Genomic DNA, 18,176 nt, shown 5'->3' on the forward strand with positions numbered 1-18,176 from the left:
GTGGACGTGATCCAGACCCCCGCGCCGCGCCTCTTCCTCCTGCCGGAGCCCGCGTGAGGCCGCCCGCCACCCGGCAGGCGCTGCTGGACATGCTGGCCCTGTCGCTGGGCGGAGCGGTCGCGCTGGGCTTCGCGCGCTTCGCCTACGCGCTGCTGCTGCCGGTCATGCGCGCCGACCTGGGCTGGTCGTTCACGCTCTCGGGGGCCATGAACGCCGCCAACGCCCTGGGCTACCTGCTGGGCGCCCTGAGCGCCACCACGCTGATCGGCCGCGCGGGGCTGCGGCGGGTCTTCCAGGCGGGAATGGGGCTCACGGCCCTGTCGCTGCTGGCCTGCGCGGCCACGCCCTCCAGCGTGCCCCTGCTCTTGCTGCGGCTGCTGGCGGGGGTGGGCGGCGCGCTGGTGTTCATCAGCGGGGGCGGGCTGGCGGCCCTGGCGGCGCGGGCACACCCCCAGCGCAGCGCCACGTTGCTGGGCGTGTTCTACGGCGGCTCGGGCATCGGCATCCTGCTCACGGCCGCGCTGCTGCCCCCGCTGCTGGAGGTGGGCTGGCGGGGCGCCTGGGTGGCGCTGGGGCTGGCGTCTGTGGCCTGTCTGCTGCTCACGCTCCGAACCCTCGGGCGCCTGCCGGAGCGCGGTCAGGCGGCGCCCGCCGGCCACACCCGCGAGTCCCTGCGGCCCCTTCGCTGGGCCTTCGCCGCCTACGCCTGCTTCGGCGTGGGGTACATCGCCTACATGACCTTCATCGTGGCCTTTCTGCGCGCCGCCGGGGCGGGCGGGCTGGTCACGGTGTTCTGGGCGCTGCTGGGCGCCTGCGTGGTGCTGAGTGCCTTCGTGTGGGGGCCGCTGGCGGCGCGGGCTCCCGGCGCGCGGGCCATGAGCGCGCAGATGCTCACGCTGGCGCTGGGCGCGGTTCTGCCGCTGCTGAGCACCCACCCCGCCGCGCTGCTGCTCTCCGGCACGCTGTTCGGCCTGAGCTTCCTGGCGGTCGTGACCTTCACGACCATCCTGACCCGGCGGGCCCTGCCCGAGCACGCCTGGGCACGCGGAATCGCGGCGTTTACCATCATCTTCGCGCTGGGGCAGGTGGGCGGCCCGCTGCTGACCGGCCTGCTGGCCGACAGCGCGGGCGGCCTGCGGCTGGGCCTGGGGGTCAGCGCCGGGGTACTCCTGCTGGGCGCCGGGCTGGCGCTGGCGCAGCGCAGTGCCGCCCCGTCTCTCAGCGCAGCACGTTGAAAATGGTCGTGCTGCCGGCCTGGCCCAGCAGCCCGGCGCCGACCATGAGCTGCTTCCCGCCCGGCGCCCAGGCCAGCAGGCTGGTGGTGGTGTTGAATCGCCCGGTCTGCGCGAGGCGGGCGCCACTGGCGGCGTCGTAGACCTGCAGGGCGTTCTCGCTGGCGTCAGTCAGCAGCGCGATCAGTTTGCCGTCGGGACTGAAGCGCACCTGACGCACCCGGCCGTCCAGCGCCACGGTCTTGAAGGGGGTGGCGCTGCCGGGCCGGATCAGCGACAGGCTGCTGACCGAATCGTCGTCCGAGGAGATGGCGGCCAGCGTGCCCCCGGCGCCGACCTGCACGGACAGCACCTCGTCGCCCGAGGGCAGCCTGAAGGCAGTGGTCTGTTTGCCGCTGCCCAGGTCGACGCGCAGGACGTGGCCCTCGTGCGGCACGACCAGCAGGCTGCGGCCGTCCGGGCTCAGCGCCGCGCCGTGGATGTCTTCCACCTTGAGGGCCTTGGAGGTCAGCTTCTTGACCACCTTGCCCGTTCTGGCACTGAGCACCGCGAGGCCGTCATAGCCGCTGGCGACCGCCAGGCTGCCGTCCGGCGAGGCGACGAGGGTGTCGTATCCGGCGTCCTCGTCCAGGGTGGCCAGGGTGCTGACCTTGCCGCCCCGGTACACGCTGACCGCCGTGCCGTTCAGTGTCCAGATGGCGCCGGCCTGGGCGTCGTAGTCGTAGAGGTCGTCCAGCGCCCCGACCTTCTGCGCCTGGCCCGTGCCCAGGTTCACGAACTCGTCCACCCCGGCGAGCGGGCGGCCGTCGCTCAGGAAGGCGCCCAGCCAGGTGTTGCCGGAGGGCAGCCCCACCCGGCCCTGTTCCGTGCGCTTCACGGGGTCGAAGCGGGCCACGCCGCGTCCCAGCGCCAGGAACGGCGCGCTGTCCCCCGGCCCGCCCTTTCCCCGCGCAACCGGCCCGAAGGTCGAGAGGGCCAGGGTGTCGCCCAGCGCCTCGCCGGTCTGCGCGTCGTAGCGCTGGCCCTCACCGAAGGAGGCGTACACGAACTCGCGCTCGCTGGGGAAGTACACGCTGCCGCTGCGGACGTCCATGTCCTCACCGCCGTCCAGCTCCACCACGTCCTCACCCGCGCGCAGCAGCAGCCCCTCGGCGCCCGTGCGGACGACCACGCTCTGGCCGTCGGGGCTGAAGGTCGCGCCCAGGCCGGAGCCGTCGCCGGACAGCTCCGCCTCTGCCAGCACCTGCTGATCCTCCAGGCGCACGAGCCGAACCAGATCGGCGTTCCCGAGCACCGCGGTCTGGCCGTCCGGGGAAGCGACAAAGTCCTCCCAGCCGGTGCCCACGTCGATGGCCCGGAAGCGGGCCGGGTCGGTGCCCAGCGCGTTGCTCAGCAGGCCCCCCCGGTACATCACCAGCAGGGTGCCGTCGGCGCCGAACCCCAGGCTGCTCGAGAACGCCTCGCCGCTGTCCAGCCTCTCGCCCGTGTCGGCGGCCCAGACCGTCCAGCGGCTGCGGGTCATGGCGGCGATCCGGGCGCCGTCCGGGCTGACCGCCAGCGCCACGACCGGGCCCTGCAGCGTGTGCCAGGCGCGTTGCACCCTGAGCCCCGCGTCCAGCACCATCACCGCGTTGTCAGCCGAGACGGCCCAGCGCCCGCCCGGCAGCGGCGCGGCGTGGGTCACGTCGGCGCCGGGGGCGGTGTAGACCTTCGCGGTCTGCAGGGTCAGGGCGGAGGCCGGAGCGGGCAGGCCAGATCCGAGGAGGCCCAGCGTGAGGCCGAAGAGCAGCGCGGCAGGTTTCATGAGACCACTCTAAGGCAACGATCCTCAGAAGGTCGCTGAGATCGAACCGCCCGGCTCAGCCCTTCAGGGCCGCTCCCAGCGCCTCGGCCACCTTCCCCGGCTCGGCCTTCCCGCCCGTGGCCCGCATCACCTGGCCAGTGAAGAAGCCCATCAGCGCGGTCTTACCGGCGCGGAAAGCCTCCACCTTGTCGGGGTTGGCCGCCAGGACGGTCTGCACGGCGGCGGCCAGCTCCTCCGCGCTCAGTCCCGCCCCCAGCCCCTCGCGCTCGATGATGCCAGCGGGCGCTTCACCCGACGCCGCGGCGCGCGCCAGGACGTCGCGGGCCACACGGGTGGTCACGCTCCCGGCGGCCAGCAGGGCGGCCAGCGGTGCCAGATCGGCCGCCGAGACCCTCACCTCCCCGCTCCGTAAACCCGGCGCCAGGTCGTTGACCGACCACGACACCACCTGAGCGAAGGTGCCGTCCGTCTGCGCCCCGGCCAGGAAGGCCAGCAGCGCCGGGTCACGCGCCACCGTGCGCGCGTCGGCCTCGGCCGCGCCCAGGCCGGTGAGCCGGCCCACCTCCGCCTCCTGCTCGGGGCTCAGGCTCTGCACTCTGGTCTCGGCCTTCTGTTCCCCACCCCCCACCCTGGGCTCCTTACCTTCCGCCTTTGGCCGTCCGCCCTCTGCCCTCTGCCCCCTGCCCTCCGCCTTCTGCGCGCCCGCCCAGGCGTCCTTCAGCGTGATGATCCGCCCGAACACCAGCGCGTCCTCGCGGCTGTCCACCGGGTCGCGCCAGAAGTAGCCCTGGCGTTCGAACTGGTAGCGCGTGTCCTGTGGGTCGCGGGCCACGCTGGGCTCCACGTACCCGCGCGTGATCCGCAGGCTGTCCGGGTTCAGGTAGCGCAGGAAGTCGGCGTCCATCCCCCTGGTCTCGTCCTCATGACCGATCCCTTCGGGGTCGAAGTCGGGTTCCAGGTCTCCTGGCCGCTCGCCCTCGGGGTTGGGCACCCGGAAGAGGCGGTCGTAGAGGCGGAATTCGGCCGCCAGGGCGCGCTCGGCACTCACCCAGTGGATCACCCCGCCGGCCCTGGCGTCCTCGCCCAGCAGCGTGGCCCGGATGCCCGTGACCACTCCGTTTTCGTCCGTCTCAAAGGAGTCGGCCCGGATGATGCCCGCCCCGCGCAGGCGCACCGTCCCCCCCGGCGTGAGGCGCTTGTAGCCCCGGGGCGGCTCGGGGTTGAAGTCCTCGCGCTCGATGTACAGCTCGCGGGTCAGGGGCACCGCGCGCACGGCCTGTTCAGGCGCAACCCGCTCGCCGTCCGGTCGCCCCACCCGCCCGTCGGGCGAGCCCGCCACGACGTCGAAGGGCCAGTAGGGGAGGCTCAGGGTCTGCCCGGCGTCCAGATTGCCCAGCGTGACCCTCAGCGGGTCGAGCACCGCCATGACGCGCGGCGAGCGGTGATTCAGGTCGTCGCGCACGGCGTTCTCGTACACGGCGATGTCCACCGTGCGGTTGGTGCGGCTCACCCCGATCTGGGCGGCGAAGTTCCGCACGGCCTCCGGGGTCACGCCCAGGCGGCGCTGGGCCCGCAGGGTGGGCATCCGGGGGTCGTCCCAGCCGTTCACCACGCCCTCGGCGATCAGGCGGCGCAGCTTGCGCTTACTGGTCATGGTGTATTCCAGCCCCCGGCGGCCGAACTCGTACTGGTGGGGGCGCGGCTCGAAGCCCAGGCGTTCCATCAGCCAGTCGTAGATGGCGCGGTTGTCCACGAACTCCAGCGAGCACATCGAGTGCGTCACGCCCTCCAGCGCGTCCTGCAGCGGGTGCTGGAAGTCGTACATGGGATAGATGCACCACTTCGTGCCCTGCCGGTAGTGGTTGCCGCGCAGGATGCGGTAGAGCACCGGGTCGCGCAGTTTCATGTTCGGGCTGGCCAGGTCGATCTTGCCGCGCAGCACGTGCGAGCCGTCCGGGAACTCGCCGGCCTTCATGCGCCGCAGCATGTCCAGGTTCTCCTCCGGCGTGCGCTCCCGGTACTCGCTGGGCGTGCCGGGCGTGCGGGGATCGCCGCGCAGGCGGGCCATCTCGTCAGCGCTCACAGAGTCCACGTAGGCGTCGCCCTGCAGCACCAGCTGTTCGGCGTACTCGTAGTAGCGGTCGAAATAGTCGCTGGCGTAGTAGAAGTGCTCCCCCCAGTCCCAGCCCAGCCAGCGCAGATCCTCGGCGATCACGTCCACGAATTCCTGGGTGGCGAGATCCGGGTTGGTGTCGTCCATCCGCAGGTGGTAGCGCCCGCCGTACTGGGCGGCGGTCTGGAAGTCCAGGAACGAGGCGAACACGTGCCCCAGGTGCGCGTAGCCGCTGGGCTCGGGCGGGAAGCGGGTCACGACCTGGGCGTACTTGCCGCTGGCCAGGTCGCGCTCGATGATCTCGGTGATGAAATTGGGCGCCACACGGGGCGCATCCGATACGGCGGAAGCCGTGGGAATGGAGGCAGGGTCGGGAGCAGTCATCCCTGTCAGGATACGCGCGCTGCCGGGGGCGCCGCAGGACGCGGGCCGCCCGGACTCCGGTGGACGGCGACCCCCCAGCGCCTCTCCGTTTGCTTTTTCTGCCCGGCCGCGCCGCGTGGCCCGCTGCTCTGGCTCGCCTCCCAGACAGACGGAAGGAGGGGCTGGAACCCGTGTCAGGAGCCGTGTCGGGTGCCCGTTATCTCAGTCCGGCCAGCGTGGCCCGCGCCCCGGCCTGGAGATCGCGATCCTGCGCGTCCTGGGGGCTCAGCGCCAGGCTGCGTTCCAGCAGGGTGCGGGCGGCCGAGGTGGCCCGGAGTTCCAGGTAGGCCGTGGCGACCTGCACCACCACGCGCACATTCTGGGGGGCCTCCCTCAGCGCCTGCGCGGCCAGTCGGCGGGCGGTGGCCGGGTCGCCGCCGCCGATCAGCCCCGCCCGCGCCCAGGCGCCCGAATGCCAGCGGGCCAGCGCGGCGCGGGCCTCGCTCAGGCCGGCGTCCAGGGCCAGACTGCGCTCGTACTCGGCGCGGCACGCCCGCGAGAGCCGGTAGGCCCCCAGCGTGAAGCCGCCCCGCCCCGCCTGCAGGCACAGCGCCGTGCCCAGTTCCAGATGCGCGCGGGCACTCTGCGGCGCCGCCTGCACGGCGGCACGGCCAGACGAGACGGCCCGTTCCAGCCAGAGACCCTGGTCGGCGCTGCCAGACGCCGAGTTTCCCGATGTCGCCCCGTAGAGCGCGGCGGCCACGGCGGCCTGGGTCGCGGTCAGCGGGTCTCCGGCCGTCGTGGCGCTCTCGAACGCCCGTGCATAGTCCCCGGCGGCGAGCAGTTCCGGGGCCGCCGCCCCCGCCGAGGGCCACAGCACCGCCGACATCAGCACCGTAAAGATCAGCGCGGTGAGGCTCGGCGGGGTCAGGCGGCGCATGGGCTTCAGTAGAGCATCCGGTTCGGGGGCAGACGTGAAGCCAGCCAGACCAGCGCACCAGGGGGATCACCGGCAAAGGAAGCCAGCGTCCTGACATGGTCTCAGGACGCCGGTTCAGGGACGCGTTCGCTCAGGCTGCGGGCTGATCCGTGGTCTCGCCCTCGGGTGCGCGGCGGGTGCGGGTCGGGCGCTCGGCCGCCGGGTCGGAGGGGGCCGCGGGGGAGGCGCTGGCCGCCGCTGGAGCCGCCGCTGAAGTTGGGGCCGCGCTGGGCGCCGCCGAGATGCGGGTCAGCGTGTCCGAGAAGGCGCGCAGGGCGTCGCTCGACTCCAGGTCGGCCACGGCGCGGGTGTTCAGGGCCGAGAGTTCCTCGCGGGTCACGGCGTACTCGGGCGCCTCGTGGCCCTTCAGGCCCTGCAGCACCCGGTAGGCGGTGCCCGCCTGGATGCTGGCGCCCTTGCTGGTGGTGACCTGGGCGTCGCTGCTCATCTCCTGGCCCACCAGCGTGATCACCTCCTGGCTGATCAGGGTCACCCGGTCGCCGCGCTCCTCCATGTGGGCCGCGAGCTGCAACAGGCTGCGAAGGTTCAGCATGTGCTGGAACAGGTCGAGGTGGGCCAGCATCGCTCCTGCTTTTTTCAGGGTATCCATAGCTGCATTATTCTGTTTAAAGCGTAATTGTCAAGTGGGCTTCTTCAATCATCTCACATCGAATGTGTGCGGTACGGCGAACGGGGCGGCGCCTGCTGGCAACCGCCCCCTCTTGTCGCTGATTCCCCGGTCGATCCCGGTGGCCGGTCTCGGCTCCCCGTCTCAGTTGCCGATCTTGGTGCTGCCGGTCAGGGTGACCGGAATCTTGAGGGTCTTGCCGTCGCGCAGCACCGTCAGGGTCACCGTGTCGCCGACCTTGAGGGCCCGCACCGCGTACTGGAACTCGCTGAAGTTGACGATGCGCTTGCCGTTCACCTCGGTCACGATGTCGCCCGCGATGCGCTCCGAATTCTCGTTGAGCTTGAGCGGGATCAGGCCGGCTTTGGCCGCGGGGCTGTCTTTGGTCACGTTGGTGAAAAAGGCGCCCGGAGTCTTGCCCAGTTTCAGGATCTCGCTGAGCGAGGCGAAATCCTCGGCCGAAAGGGTGAAGGCGCCGTTGAACACCGGGCTGAGGCCGATCCCGATCACCGGGGCGTCGCGTTTGGTGCCCGCCTTCAGGTCGGCCAGCCGGGCATCGGAGGCCGTGACCGGCACAGCGTAGGCCCGGTAGTCACGCGGGCTGCGGGCCGAGGCGCTCAGGCTGATATAGCTCACCACGCCGGTCAGCTCGCCCCTGGCGTTCACGATGGGGCCGCCGCTGTCGCCAGGAATCAGGGGGGCGTTCAGCTCCAGCGTGCCGGGCGGGAAGTCGGCGCGTCCGGCGTCCGAATCCAGGCCGGTCAGTCGCCCGGTCTTCAGCTGCAGGAACGCGCCGTTGCCGTTGCCGACCGCCAGCGCCGTGTCCCCGATACTGGGCCGCGCCCCGGCCAGGGTCAGGAAGGGCGTGCCGCTGGGAACGGCGACCCGCAACAGGGCGATGTCGTTCTGCTGGTCGAAGCCCACGACCTCGACCTTGTAGCGTTTCCTGTCCACGGTCTGGGCGCTGAGGCTTTTGGCCTTCTCGATGACGTGGTAGGCGGTCAGCGCCAGGCCGTCGGCCGAGATCAGCACGCCCGAGCCGACGCCATCGGGTTCCTTGCAGTCGTTCGGCGGGCACTGCTCGATCCGCAGGGTGGCGGGGCGCACCTTGGTGAACAGCGTCTGCAGCGTCTTGAGTTCGGCCGCGGTCAGCGGCGCGACCGTGTTGATGGCGCGCCGTTGGGCAGGGGTGGAGGGCGCTGCTGGGGTCGCCGTCTGGGCTGCGGGCGAAGGCCCGGCCAGCAGGAGGGCGGCGCCCAGCAGAACCAGCCGGGACAGGCGACGGTGGGGGGCAGGCTGCCCGGGCTGAGCTGACTCCGCGTTCATGCCTCATTCTGCTCGGTGCATAGCGCCCGGTCTGTGGGCGGTGTTTCCTTCGTGGTCAGGCCGGTGCGCCGCTCCCTTCAGGGTTGCTCGCGGTGGCCCTCATCCAGTGGGTTGCTGGGCACCGGGAGACCCAGGCGGCGCTCGACGAGCTGTCCCAGCCGGGCCAGGATGCCGGGGCCGCTCCAGCCCGTGATACACGCGGCGGCGAGCAGCAGGGCCGGCGTGGCGCCCGCCGGGGCACTCGCGCTCAGCAGGGCTACCACCGTCAGCGCGGCGATGCCGGCCGCCACGCCCAGGGCCAGCGTCGCGCGCAGGCCGGGCGGCCGGGGGCAGGCCAGTTGCCGGGCCAGCTGGGTGATGGTGCCCGCAGCGAAGGCGGCGCCCAGTGTGGGCAACCAGAGCAGCAGCGAGGAGGGGAGGGGAGCGGAGTCGGGCATGATGTCCTCCTGAGATGTGAGAGGCGTAATTTGGGATATGATTACGCCAGTAGCGTATTCACTCCTCTACCCTAATATGTCTGGAGGCATAAATCAAGTGTCGAGTATTCATTTTCTCTTCGTTCCGCCCGGTACACTGCCGGACATGCCGCCTGCCACGGATTCCCTGTCTGCCTGGCTGCGTGAGCGCCGCCGTCACCTGGAGCTGCAGCAGGGCGACGTCAGTGCCCTGACCGAGGAACTCGGTGGCCCGGCCGGGCGCGTCACTCAGCCTTACCTGAGCCGCCTGGAGAGCGGTTCCCGGTCGCTGGACGCCCTGACCCCGGCCCGCCAGGACGCCCTGCGCCGCGCCCTGCAGGTCAGCGCCAGCGAATGGATCGCCCGCACCGGCCTGCCCCTGCTGAGCCCGGTGCCCGACGACGACCTGCTGGAGACCCTGGAACTGGTGCGCGTGCCCGTCCATGCGCTCGCCACCGCCGGCCTGCCGGTCACTGAGGACGTCGCCAGCATCATCGACCACGAGTTCGTGCCGCTCAGCGACCACCGCCCCGGGATGCTGGTGCTGGAGGTGCACGGCGAGTCCATGACCACCGAGGCCGGCGGCATCCGCCCCGGCGACCGGATCTACGTCGATCCGGGAGACCTTGATCTGCGCGAGGGCCGGGTGTACGTGCTGCACGTGTCCGGGCTGGGGCTGACCGTCAAGAGGTTGCGCCGTTACGGCCCGGCCCTGTGGCTGACCAGCGACAACCCGGATCACCCGCCGGTCAAGCCCGAGGAGGTCACGGTGGTCGGCCGGGTGTATTACCACCAGCCCCGGGGCCAGCGGCTATAACGGCAGGCAGATGACCGACGCCACCCACCCGCCGCGCCTCCTCACCACCGTGTTCGTCTACGGCACCCTGATGCCCGGTGAGCGCAACGACCACGTCGCCCGCCAGGGGGGCGCCTTCACGGTGCGCCCCGCCACGCTGCGCGGGTTCCGGCTGCTCCACCTGCGCCCCGAGGCCTACCCCGGCATCGTGCCGGCCGGCCCGGAACAGGTGGTGCGGGGCCACGCCCTCACCTACGCCCCCCACGACTGGCCGCGTGCCCTGCCCTTCCTGGACGCGCTGGAGGGAACCGACGACACGCCGCCGCTGTACACCCGCGAGCAGGTCGTGTTGACCGTCGAGGATGCCCCGGAGATCCCCGCCTGGGTCTACATCTACGCCCGTGCGGATCGTCTGGCGCGTCCGGGCGTGGAACCCGTGCCCAGCGGCGACTGGCGCGACGCGGCGGAGCGGCGGCTGCCGCCAGGGGGCGACAGATAGGGTCTGTCTGACTGAAACGAACTCCGGATGCCATCCGGTCTATGTTCGGAATCAATCCGGGGCGGAGGGACTTGCAGAGCTGCGAGGCAGAGAGGGGAAAAGGACGGAGCTCGCCGGATGGAGCAAAATCCGTATGAACAATGGTGCGGACACTTTCCTAATCGGGGTGTTCCTCTGGCGATGAACACGCCGTTTTTGCCCCTCCCCCTTGATGCGGGAGGTTGGGACTCGCAGAGCTGTGCAACAGAGGGGGTGAACAGGCAGAGCGTCCCAGACGGCGAAACTCTACTTCCCAAAACATCGTGTTATGAAAGTGTTCGCACCATTGATGAATCGGGCACACCGGACTGTGGGGCGCACCGATCTGACGGCGGCGTACGGGAACAAGCTTGCCCCACTGCTGCATTCCGGCCGCCCAGGGCCCTGGACTGATACCAATTGCGGCCCAGTCGCTCGAACTTTAGCGATTGGGCCCGACCGAAGGGAGGAGCAACGCGTATGAGTGCAACCTGACCACAACTTCTGAATGAGCAGCGTCAGGGGTCTCGACTGGATCAAGACCGCCTGGCAAGTTCTGACGATCCCTGAACTTCGATTATTTGTCAGCCAGGAGCTGCGACAGGAACTCCTCATCACTCCAGGCGCCACCTTCGCCGAACCGGACGACCACGATCCGCTCCGACGGCAGGAGATAAAGCCGTTGGTTCAGCGCGCCTGCAGCCATGACCAGATCCCCGGGCGCACTTGGGGCGATCTGATTGGCCGTGAGGCCGCCCAGCGCCTGAAGAGGAAGGTCGTCGGTGGCTGGAAGGGGGCCCGCAAGGGGCCGGTTGAGCCAGAACGTGAGGCCGTAGATGTTGAGTGTGGCGCTGCCCCGCAGACATTCCCGGAGACCGGCCGCCGAGAGGACGGTCTGGCCTTTCCAGCGGCCATCCTGCAAGATCAGTTGGCCATAGCTTCCCCAGTCCTGAGCCGTCATCCGGGCGCTGGCCGCGAGATCGGGCTGACCTGCCTGGTCGCGGCCCCACCACACCCTGGCCCCAATTCGATCCAGCACCTGACGTTGGAGGAGGGCGGCCGGATCCTGTCCCGTCTTGCGCTGAACCAGCGCACCGAACGCGGCCAGGTGGGCGTTGCCATAGGAGAAGCGTTCACCCGGCGTGGCGACCAGCCCAGTGGCCAGCGCCTGAACATACAGATTCACGTTGGTGCCGGTGCGCTTACTCCCCACATCCCCTGGCAGGCCACTCGTGAAGCTCAGCAACTGGCGCACCGTAACGGCCGCTTTGGCTGGATCACTGCGCCACTCGGTGAGGGTCTGGCTCACCGGCTCGTCCAGATCCAGCCGCCCCTGATCCATCAGGGTCACGGCGAGCGCGCATGAAAAGCTTTTGCTGCCGCTCGCCAGCAGGTGAGGCGTCTGCAGGTCAAACCCATTCTGGGCCTGGGTGAACAGGAGCTGTCCGTCCCTCCAGATCATCACCGCGCTGCCGCGGTGGGCCCGGGAGTAGGCCGCCGCTGATTGCATGCTCCGCACACTGAGGGCGGAGGCGGGCGCCCAGAGCCCAGCCAGGGCGAGGGCCAACGACACCCTGACCAGGGCATTCGGGGCACGGCTCCAGTGGACAGCAGGGACACGGTTCATGCCGTTACCTTACGCAGCCAGGATGAGATTGAAATTGCGATACGTCGGTGGCAGGTCAGTCTGGGTTGGGGGCTTGCCCTTCAAAGGCGACGGTCAGCCCAGGGGTGAGTGGCGGCGTTGACGTTTGGAGAAGATTTCAATCTATTGGAATGCTTCTGTTCTCGTGTGGGCCCGATTTCTACGCGTCCTGCTCGATGCCAGCTCCGTCTTGAGCGTCCCGGACGATGTTCCGGGAGTCCAGGTTCACAACCGTCGCCAGATAGGGCCAGTCGTCCGTACACGGCAGACAGGTGATGTCCGTGACCCATTTCCAGTTCGGCGACAGGCCAGCGCCTCTTTCGGAATGTCACGCTCCTGACGGGGCACGTCCAGCGCTCGTGCGTGCGCTCTGAGGCGGGTGTTCTGAGCAGTGGGCCGCCCGCTCCTGTCTGTCCTGCGGCTCTCGGCAGCGAACGACGGCATGAGGGGAGAGTCCGAGGACACGCGCGACCCCGGCACAGCTTTCGCCCGTCGTTGCGACGAGCTGGACAGCCTCCCGCTTAAGTTCAGATGTTTCGATTGCTCCGGCCCTGGACATGATGGCTTCCAGTGAGGGTCATCTATCACTCACCCTTTACCAAACCGGAACGACTTCGCGTCGGCGGCCACGTCGTGGGACGTGGGTTCAGCGGATTCAAGGATTTCCGCGCGATTGCCCCCCGCCATGACAAGCGCGAACGGCAGGTTTTGGTCGCTGCCCACGTCGTTTCCGTCCTCGTGCAGCTCTCAACCGTTCCGTCGGACGGATGCTGGGCGGGATTCATACGGGGCCCGGTCAGCAGAAACCGCCGCCCGGTGAGGGGCGGCGGTCTGTCCGTCTGAAGGAGACTTAGCGGACGATGCGCTGGCCACGGCGGATCTTGAGCTGATCCGTCAGGGCGATGTACTCGTCGTAGTTGGTGCGCTCGAGGTACTTCAGCAGACGGCGGCGCTGGCCGTTCATCAGCTGCAGGCCGCGCTGGCCGTGCTTGTCCTTCTTGTTGGCGGCCAGGTGGGCGGCCAGGTTGGTGATGCGCTCGGTCAGCAGGGCGATCTGCACGTGCGTGCCGCCCGTGTCCTTGTCGTGCTTGGCGTGGGTCTGAACAACGGTCTGTTTGTCGATCATGCTGTACCTCTCGTGTTATGAAGTCCCGGACGCGGCAGCCGGAGCAAAATCCACCTCATCGGCGGGCCCCAACCGCTTGCGGCGGCAAACGCGAAGATACCACGCCGCACGGGTCACGGGTCAAGCCGGGCCGGAGGTCGCCGCGCGGCCGGACACCCTCCGGTAACGCGAACCGCTGCCGCGGCGGCACCGACCCTGCCGGGTGAGCAGCCTGAACGCCGGGATCGACAGCGGAGCTTGACAGTGGGAAGGGCCACCCATAGTATTGCTTTCGCCTCTTATTTCCCCCTGTGCTCGGGTGGCGAAATTGGTAGACGCGCACGCTTGAGGGGCGTGTGGGCAACCGTGTGGGTTCAAGTCCCATCCCGAGCACCAATAGCGCCGGACTCCGCAGGGGGTTCCGGCGTTTTCCATATGCCTTCCGTATGGCGTGCCTTCCGTACCGCCCCGTGTCCGGTTTCCCCCTGCGCTCTGCTGTGCTATGTTCATCCACGCATTGCTGGCGCAGCGCAGCGTGAACGCCTGAACCTGGTCAGGGCCGGAAGGCAGCAGCCATAAGGGATGATTCGCGGGTGCCGCTGCTCACCGGCAATGCTTTTTTCATGCCTGTTTTCGTGCCTGTGGACTGGTCGGCGTCTCTGAGCCTGTGTAGCCGTGCCCGGATCGTGCCTCAGCGCGTCAGCCGCTCGACCGTCGACTGTGCCGCCTGCTGCCGGGCGTCCCGCACTTCGCGCTCGGTACGGACGTGGGCCGTCGGCGTGATGAATTCCCCTGACCACCACCAGCGCACCTTGCCATAGCGCTCGGCCATGTCCGGGTACCCGCCTGGCGCCGCAGCATTTCCACTGTCCCTCGTGAGGTCGGTCATAGCCGAAGGGTACGTCCCCGCTGTCACCGGCGAGTCTGCTGCGGGTCAGGCCGGGGTCACGTCAGGCGCAGGCGGACGTCCTGTGGCTCAGCGCGTTTTGGCCTGGAGCACCAGCGCCTGCGTCTCCTTCACGACCGCCAGGGCGCGCAACTGCTCGGCGTCCAGATCACCGGCCTGGGCCAGCGCCTCGGCCTTCTTGCGGTCGACCGTGGCGACCTCCAGCGCGGCGGCGTCGCCGAAGACCTCGCGGAAGCGCTCCAGGGGGTACTCGACGCGCCTGGACACCTTGAGGCTGGCCCGGTACAGGTCGGTTTCAGCCTGTTCGCCGGCGCCCAGCGCAGCCTTGATCTGCGCGCCCAGCTCGTCCCGCTCGGTTTCCAGGCCCTGGATGGTGTCGCGCAGCATGGCGTAGCGCTCCAGCAGGTCACTCAGGGAGATGTCGCCCGTGTCCGTCATGCCCGCAGGATACCGGCCGACCGCAACCGGGCCCCCTCCGCTACCATGCTCGCTATGGAAGAACCCGCCGCACAGATCGCCGCCGACCTCGAACGGCGCATCCTGGACGCCATCCGCCGGGGCGCCAGCATGGAGGACATCGCGGACCTGAAAGACGCCGACGTGCAGACCCCCGAGGCGGCCATCCGGGCGCTCAAGGACGGCAACGCGCGCTTTTTCAGCGGCCAGTCGGTGCGGCCGGACACCGGGGCCAACGAGCGCCGGGCCCACATCATGGGTCAGACGCCGTACGCCGCCGTGCTGGCCTGCAGCGACAGCCGCGTGCCGGTGGAACTGGTCTTCGATCAGGGGCTGGGGCAGCTGTTCGTGGTGAGGGTGGCGGGCAACGTGGTCGGCGAGTCCGGTCTGGGCACGCTGGAATACGCGCTCAACCACCTCGACGTCCACCTGCTCATGGTGCTCGGCCACGAGGGCTGCGGGGCCGTGGCGGCCGCCATGCTGCCCGAGGAGAAGATCGCGCAGGAGCCCGAACACCTGCAGGGCCTCATCCGGCTCATCCAGCCCAGCGTGGCGGGCCTGCCCGTGATCCGCGACAAGAAGGCCCGGATGCGCGAGGCGGTGCTGAACAACATCCGCTATCAGGTACACGTCCTGCGCCAGCAGCCCATCATCCGCGAGGCCGAGGCCGAGGGCCGCATCCGCATCGTCGGCGGCTTCTACGAGATCGGCTCCGGCGCCGTGGACTTCCTGGTGGAGGAAGAGGATCTGAGCCTGTAGGGATGCGGAAGGCTCAACGCAGAAGGCCAAAGGCAGATGGCAGATGGCTCAAGATGTTTGGCCATCTGCCATCTGCCATCCGCCATCCGCCCTGCAGCTAGATCACGAATTCGCCCGCGCGCATCACGGCCTCGCGGGTGCCGTCCTTCGCCACGCCGTCCACGTCCATCTCACCCGAGCCGATCATCCAGTCCACGTGGGTCAGGGAGTCGTTGCCGCCGCGGGCCAGGAAGTCCTCCAGACTCATCTCCACGCCGCCCGCCACGTTGAAGCGATAGGCGCTGCCGATGGCGATGTGGGAGGCCGCGTTCTCGTCGTACAGGGTATTGAAGAAGAACAGGCCCGAACGGCTGATGGGGCTGGAGTGCGGCACCAGCGCGACCTCGCCCAGGCGGTGGCTGCCCTCGTCGGAGTCGATCATGCGGCGCAGGGCTTCCTCGCCCTGCCGCGCGCTGGACGACGTGATCCGCCCGCCCGCGAACTCGATGCGGATCCCGTCGATCAGCACGCCCTGGTACGACAGCGGCTTGGTACTCACGACCACGCCGTCCACCCGCTCTCTGTGCGGGGCCGTCCAGACCTCCTCGGTGGGAATGTTGGCCGTGAAGGTGACGCCGCCGGGCGTGTCGGCCGCGCCGCCGCCCCAGACGTGGCCGTCGGCCAGGCCCACCGTGAGGTCGGTCTCGCCGCCCCGGAAGTGCAGGGCGTGGTACGCCTTCCCGGTCAGCAGGTCGCGGCGGCGCTTGAGGTGGGCCAGGTGCTCCTTCCACAGCGCCACCGGATCCGGCTGATCGGCGCGGGTGGCGGCGAAGATGGCGTCCCACTGCTGCGCCACGGCCTGCTCGGCACTGGCGTCCGGGTACATCAGGGCGGCCCAGGCGGGAATGGGCGCGCTGATCAGGTTCCAGTTCAGGCGGTTGGTCATGACCTGCTGGGTGTAGGGCCGGCGGTAGGTCGCCAGCGCCTTCTGGTAGGCGGCCACGCGCGCCTGATCCACGCCGCCCAGCAGGTTGGGGTCGGTGGCCCGGATGGCGATGACCGCGCCGCCCGAGTTCGCCACTTCCAGTTCGGCGTCCACCCGCCACTGGCTGATGGTGTCGAAGGTGCCGTCCGGGGCCAGCTCGAAGCGCGCGAGCTGCACGTCGTCGTCGTCCCAGCGGACGTCGGCGAAACTGGCGCCGGCGGCGTAGGCCTCGCGTACGATCAGGCGGGCCAGCGGGGCCGTGTCGACCGGCGCCTGCACCAGCACGCGCTGTCCCGGCTGCACGCCCAGGCCGACCTGCACTGCCAGCCGCGCGTAGTTGCGCAGCTTCTCGTCAAAACTTAAAGTCATGCCGCCGAGGATAGCGCCGGTTTCGGGCGCACTGTCCAGCCCAGCGGAACTGGGACACTGAACCCGACACAACAAAAAAAGCCCCCACGCAGGGGGCTCTGGAGGGTGGAGACCTTAAACGGCCAGCACCTGACGGCCATCGTAATAGCCGCAGCTGGGGCAGATGTGGTGCGAGAGCTTCTTGGCGTGGCAGTGGGGGCACTCGGACAGGTTGGGGGCGACCAGGGCGTGGTGGCTGCGGCGCATATCGCGCTTGCTCTTGCTGGTCTTCTTCTTGGGAACGGGGTGCTTGGCCATGATTTCACTCCTCGGGTGGCCACTCGGCGCGTCTGGCCGGGGCAACTGCTCAACCTGTTCCCTGCTCCAGGGGGGCGAGACAACAGCGGGGAGTATAGCACACGGCCGGAAGGGTGGAAGGGGCGGGCGTGGGAAGGCCGAAGGGTTCGCTGCCATGGGCCTGGGGACGAGCCTTCCACTCCACAGCTCCCCAGGCTACTCGAAGGGCGGATCGAGGGGAAGGCTGACTGACACGCCAGTTTGCCCTTCATCAAACCCGCCGGGCTATGGGCCTGAGAGATTCCCTCCACCGTCTCCGATGCCAGCCCCTCCCTCTGATCACGCCCCCCGTCTGGCCCGCTCTATGCTGCCCCTCATGCGGGTCGTTCTGAAACTGGGCACAAGCGTTCTCACGGCAGGCACCGACCGACTTCACCGGCCCCGGATGGTCGATCTGATGCGCGGGCTGGCCGGAGTGCGGGCCGCCGGACACGAGGCCGTGCTGGTCACCAGCGGCGCCGTGGTGGCCGGCTGGGAGGCGCTGGACTTCCCGCCGCGCGACCGCACGCTGGCCGAAAAGCAGCTGCTGGCGGCGGTGGGGCAGGGCCGCCTGATGCACCTGTACGCGCAGCTGGCCGACCTGTACGGCGTGAACGTGGCCCAGGTGCTGCTGACCGCCGACGACTTCCGCGACCGCACGCGCTACCTGAACGCCCGCACCACCCTGGACGCCTGCCTGACGCGTGGGGTGATGCCGATCATCAACGAGAACGACGCCGTGGCCCTGGAGCAGATCAAGGTCGGGGACAACGACACCCTCTCGGCCTTCGTGGCGAATCTGGTGGAGGCCGACCTGCTGGTGATCCTGACCGACGCGCCGGGGCTGTACACCGCCGACCCGCGCCTGGACACGGCCGCCACCCTGATTCCGCTGGTCGAGCGGGTCACGCCCGAGGTCTGGGCGCTGGCGGGCGGTGCGGGCAGCCACCGGGGCACCGGGGGGATGCACACCAAGATCCAGGCCGCCGAGATCGCCACGCGCGCCGGCACACCAGTCGTGATCGCGCCCGGCGACGCCCCCGATGCCCTGGCCCGCATCGTGGCCGGCGAGGCGCTGGGCACCCGTTTCGTGGCGGCCGGCTCGCGGCTGGAGGCCCGCAAGCGCTGGATTCTGGCCGAGATCGCGGCCGGAAAGGTGCTGCTCGACGACGGCGCCGCCCAGGCGGTGCGCGAGCGGGGCGGGAGCCTGCTGCCCGCCGGAATCCGGCAGGTCGAGGGCAGCTTCGGGCGCGGCCACACCATCCGGCTGGTGGCGCCCGACGGCCGCGAGATCGCCCGGGGGCTCACCCGCTACTCGTCGGCCGATCTGGGCCGCATCCTGGGCCGCCACTCGCGGGAGATCGAGGACGTGCTGGGCTTCACCTATGGCCCGGAAGCCGTGCACCGCGACGATCTGGTGCGGCTGTAGACCGGCCCCAGGAA

The 18,176-nt window shown here is 69.8% G+C and carries 17 protein-coding genes, 1 tRNA gene and 1 other RNA gene; 7 read left to right on the forward strand and 12 right to left on the reverse strand.

The features are described 5' to 3' along the window. Positions 1–53 precede the first annotated feature (53 nt). Complete coding sequence (locus CVO96_RS12220; protein WP_243398334.1) at positions 54–1,235, forward strand: YbfB/YjiJ family MFS transporter; 1,182 nt, start codon at positions 54–56, stop codon at positions 1,233–1,235. Here CVO96_RS12220 and CVO96_RS12225 read toward each other — a convergent pair. The 6 genes from CVO96_RS12225 to CVO96_RS12250 form a co-directional block, all read right to left on the reverse strand. Further along, entirely contained in the window at positions 1,219–3,036 is a 1,818-nt protein-coding gene (locus CVO96_RS12225) for a WD40 repeat domain-containing protein (protein WP_103312472.1), read from the reverse strand. The genes CVO96_RS12220 and CVO96_RS12225 overlap by 17 nt on opposite strands. A gap of 55 nt (positions 3,037–3,091) precedes the next feature. After that, positions 3,092–5,533: a glutamine--tRNA ligase/YqeY domain fusion protein gene (locus CVO96_RS12230; protein ID WP_103312473.1), complete on the reverse strand. Its 2,442-nt coding sequence runs from the start codon at positions 5,531–5,533 to the stop codon at positions 3,092–3,094. 196 nt (positions 5,534–5,729) lie between these two features. After that, positions 5,730–6,452 carry a tetratricopeptide repeat protein gene (locus CVO96_RS12235; RefSeq protein WP_103312474.1) on the reverse strand — a complete coding sequence of 241 codons (723 nt, stop codon included), beginning with the start codon at positions 6,450–6,452 and terminating at the stop codon, positions 5,730–5,732. A 130-nt stretch (positions 6,453–6,582) separates the two neighbouring features. Continuing rightward, a complete protein-coding gene (locus tag CVO96_RS12240; RefSeq protein WP_103312475.1) occupies positions 6,583–7,101 on the reverse strand; it encodes a multidrug DMT transporter in 519 nt (172 codons plus the stop codon). Between the two features lie 162 nt (positions 7,102–7,263). Then, the gene (locus CVO96_RS12245) at positions 7,264–8,445 is read right to left on the reverse strand and encodes a S1C family serine protease (RefSeq protein ID WP_103312476.1); all 1,182 of its coding nucleotides are present in this window, start codon (positions 8,443–8,445) and stop codon (positions 7,264–7,266) included. Positions 8,446–8,522: 77 nt separating this feature from the next. After that, entirely contained in the window at positions 8,523–8,882 is a 360-nt protein-coding gene (locus CVO96_RS12250) for a hypothetical protein (protein WP_103312477.1), read from the reverse strand. A gap of 145 nt (positions 8,883–9,027) precedes the next feature. Between CVO96_RS12250 and CVO96_RS12255 the strand changes: the two genes are divergently transcribed. Continuing rightward, positions 9,028–9,717, forward strand: coding sequence for an XRE family transcriptional regulator (locus tag CVO96_RS12255; RefSeq protein WP_103312478.1), 690 nt, complete (start codon positions 9,028–9,030; stop codon positions 9,715–9,717). Between the two features lie 10 nt (positions 9,718–9,727). Then, a complete protein-coding gene (locus CVO96_RS12260) occupies positions 9,728–10,195 on the forward strand; it encodes a gamma-glutamylcyclotransferase family protein (protein WP_103312479.1) in 468 nt (155 codons plus the stop codon). 595 nt (positions 10,196–10,790) lie between these two features. Here the strand turns inward: CVO96_RS12260 and CVO96_RS12265 are convergent. Further along, positions 10,791–11,723: a serine hydrolase domain-containing protein gene (locus CVO96_RS12265; RefSeq protein WP_165795286.1), complete on the reverse strand. Its 933-nt coding sequence runs from the start codon at positions 11,721–11,723 to the stop codon at positions 10,791–10,793. A 985-nt stretch (positions 11,724–12,708) separates the two neighbouring features. Beyond that, complete coding sequence (gene rpsO, locus CVO96_RS12270; RefSeq protein WP_103312481.1) at positions 12,709–12,984, reverse strand: 30S ribosomal protein S15; 276 nt, start codon at positions 12,982–12,984, stop codon at positions 12,709–12,711. 292 nt (positions 12,985–13,276) lie between these two features. On the opposite strand from rpsO, the gene CVO96_RS12275 reads away from it, so the two are divergent. Beyond that, positions 13,277–13,359: transfer RNA gene (locus CVO96_RS12275), tRNA-Leu, on the forward strand. Between the two features lie 121 nt (positions 13,360–13,480). Then, positions 13,481–13,579, forward strand: an RNA gene (ffs, locus tag CVO96_RS12280) — signal recognition particle sRNA small type. Between the two features lie 75 nt (positions 13,580–13,654). Here the strand turns inward: ffs and CVO96_RS12285 are convergent. Then, positions 13,655–13,852, reverse strand: coding sequence for a hypothetical protein (locus CVO96_RS12285; protein ID WP_103312482.1), 198 nt, complete (start codon positions 13,850–13,852; stop codon positions 13,655–13,657). A gap of 87 nt (positions 13,853–13,939) precedes the next feature. After that, positions 13,940–14,308 carry a hypothetical protein gene (locus CVO96_RS12290; protein ID WP_165795287.1) on the reverse strand — a complete coding sequence of 123 codons (369 nt, stop codon included), beginning with the start codon at positions 14,306–14,308 and terminating at the stop codon, positions 13,940–13,942. 54 nt (positions 14,309–14,362) lie between these two features. Here CVO96_RS12290 and CVO96_RS12295 point away from each other — a divergent pair, with 54 nt between their 5' ends. Continuing rightward, a complete protein-coding gene (locus CVO96_RS12295) occupies positions 14,363–15,085 on the forward strand; it encodes a carbonic anhydrase (RefSeq protein ID WP_165795288.1) in 723 nt (240 codons plus the stop codon). 97 nt (positions 15,086–15,182) lie between these two features. On the opposite strand, the gene CVO96_RS12300 is transcribed toward CVO96_RS12295, so the two are convergent. Beyond that, complete coding sequence (locus CVO96_RS12300) at positions 15,183–16,418, reverse strand: aminopeptidase (RefSeq protein ID WP_207795310.1); 1,236 nt, start codon at positions 16,416–16,418, stop codon at positions 15,183–15,185. A 114-nt stretch (positions 16,419–16,532) separates the two neighbouring features. Next, positions 16,533–16,715 carry a 50S ribosomal protein L32 gene (rpmF, locus tag CVO96_RS12305; protein ID WP_056301503.1) on the reverse strand — a complete coding sequence of 61 codons (183 nt, stop codon included), beginning with the start codon at positions 16,713–16,715 and terminating at the stop codon, positions 16,533–16,535. A gap of 355 nt (positions 16,716–17,070) precedes the next feature. Here rpmF and proB point away from each other — a divergent pair, with 355 nt between their 5' ends. Next, positions 17,071–18,162 (forward strand): glutamate 5-kinase, encoded by a 1,092-nt coding sequence (gene proB, locus CVO96_RS12310; RefSeq protein WP_103313462.1) that lies wholly within the window; start codon positions 17,071–17,073, stop codon positions 18,160–18,162. Positions 18,163–18,176 lie beyond the last annotated feature (14 nt).

Origin of the sequence: Deinococcus koreensis (genome assembly GCF_002901445.1) — a bacterium.
In the GTDB taxonomy this organism is placed as follows: domain Bacteria; phylum Deinococcota; class Deinococci; order Deinococcales; family Deinococcaceae; genus Deinococcus; species Deinococcus koreensis.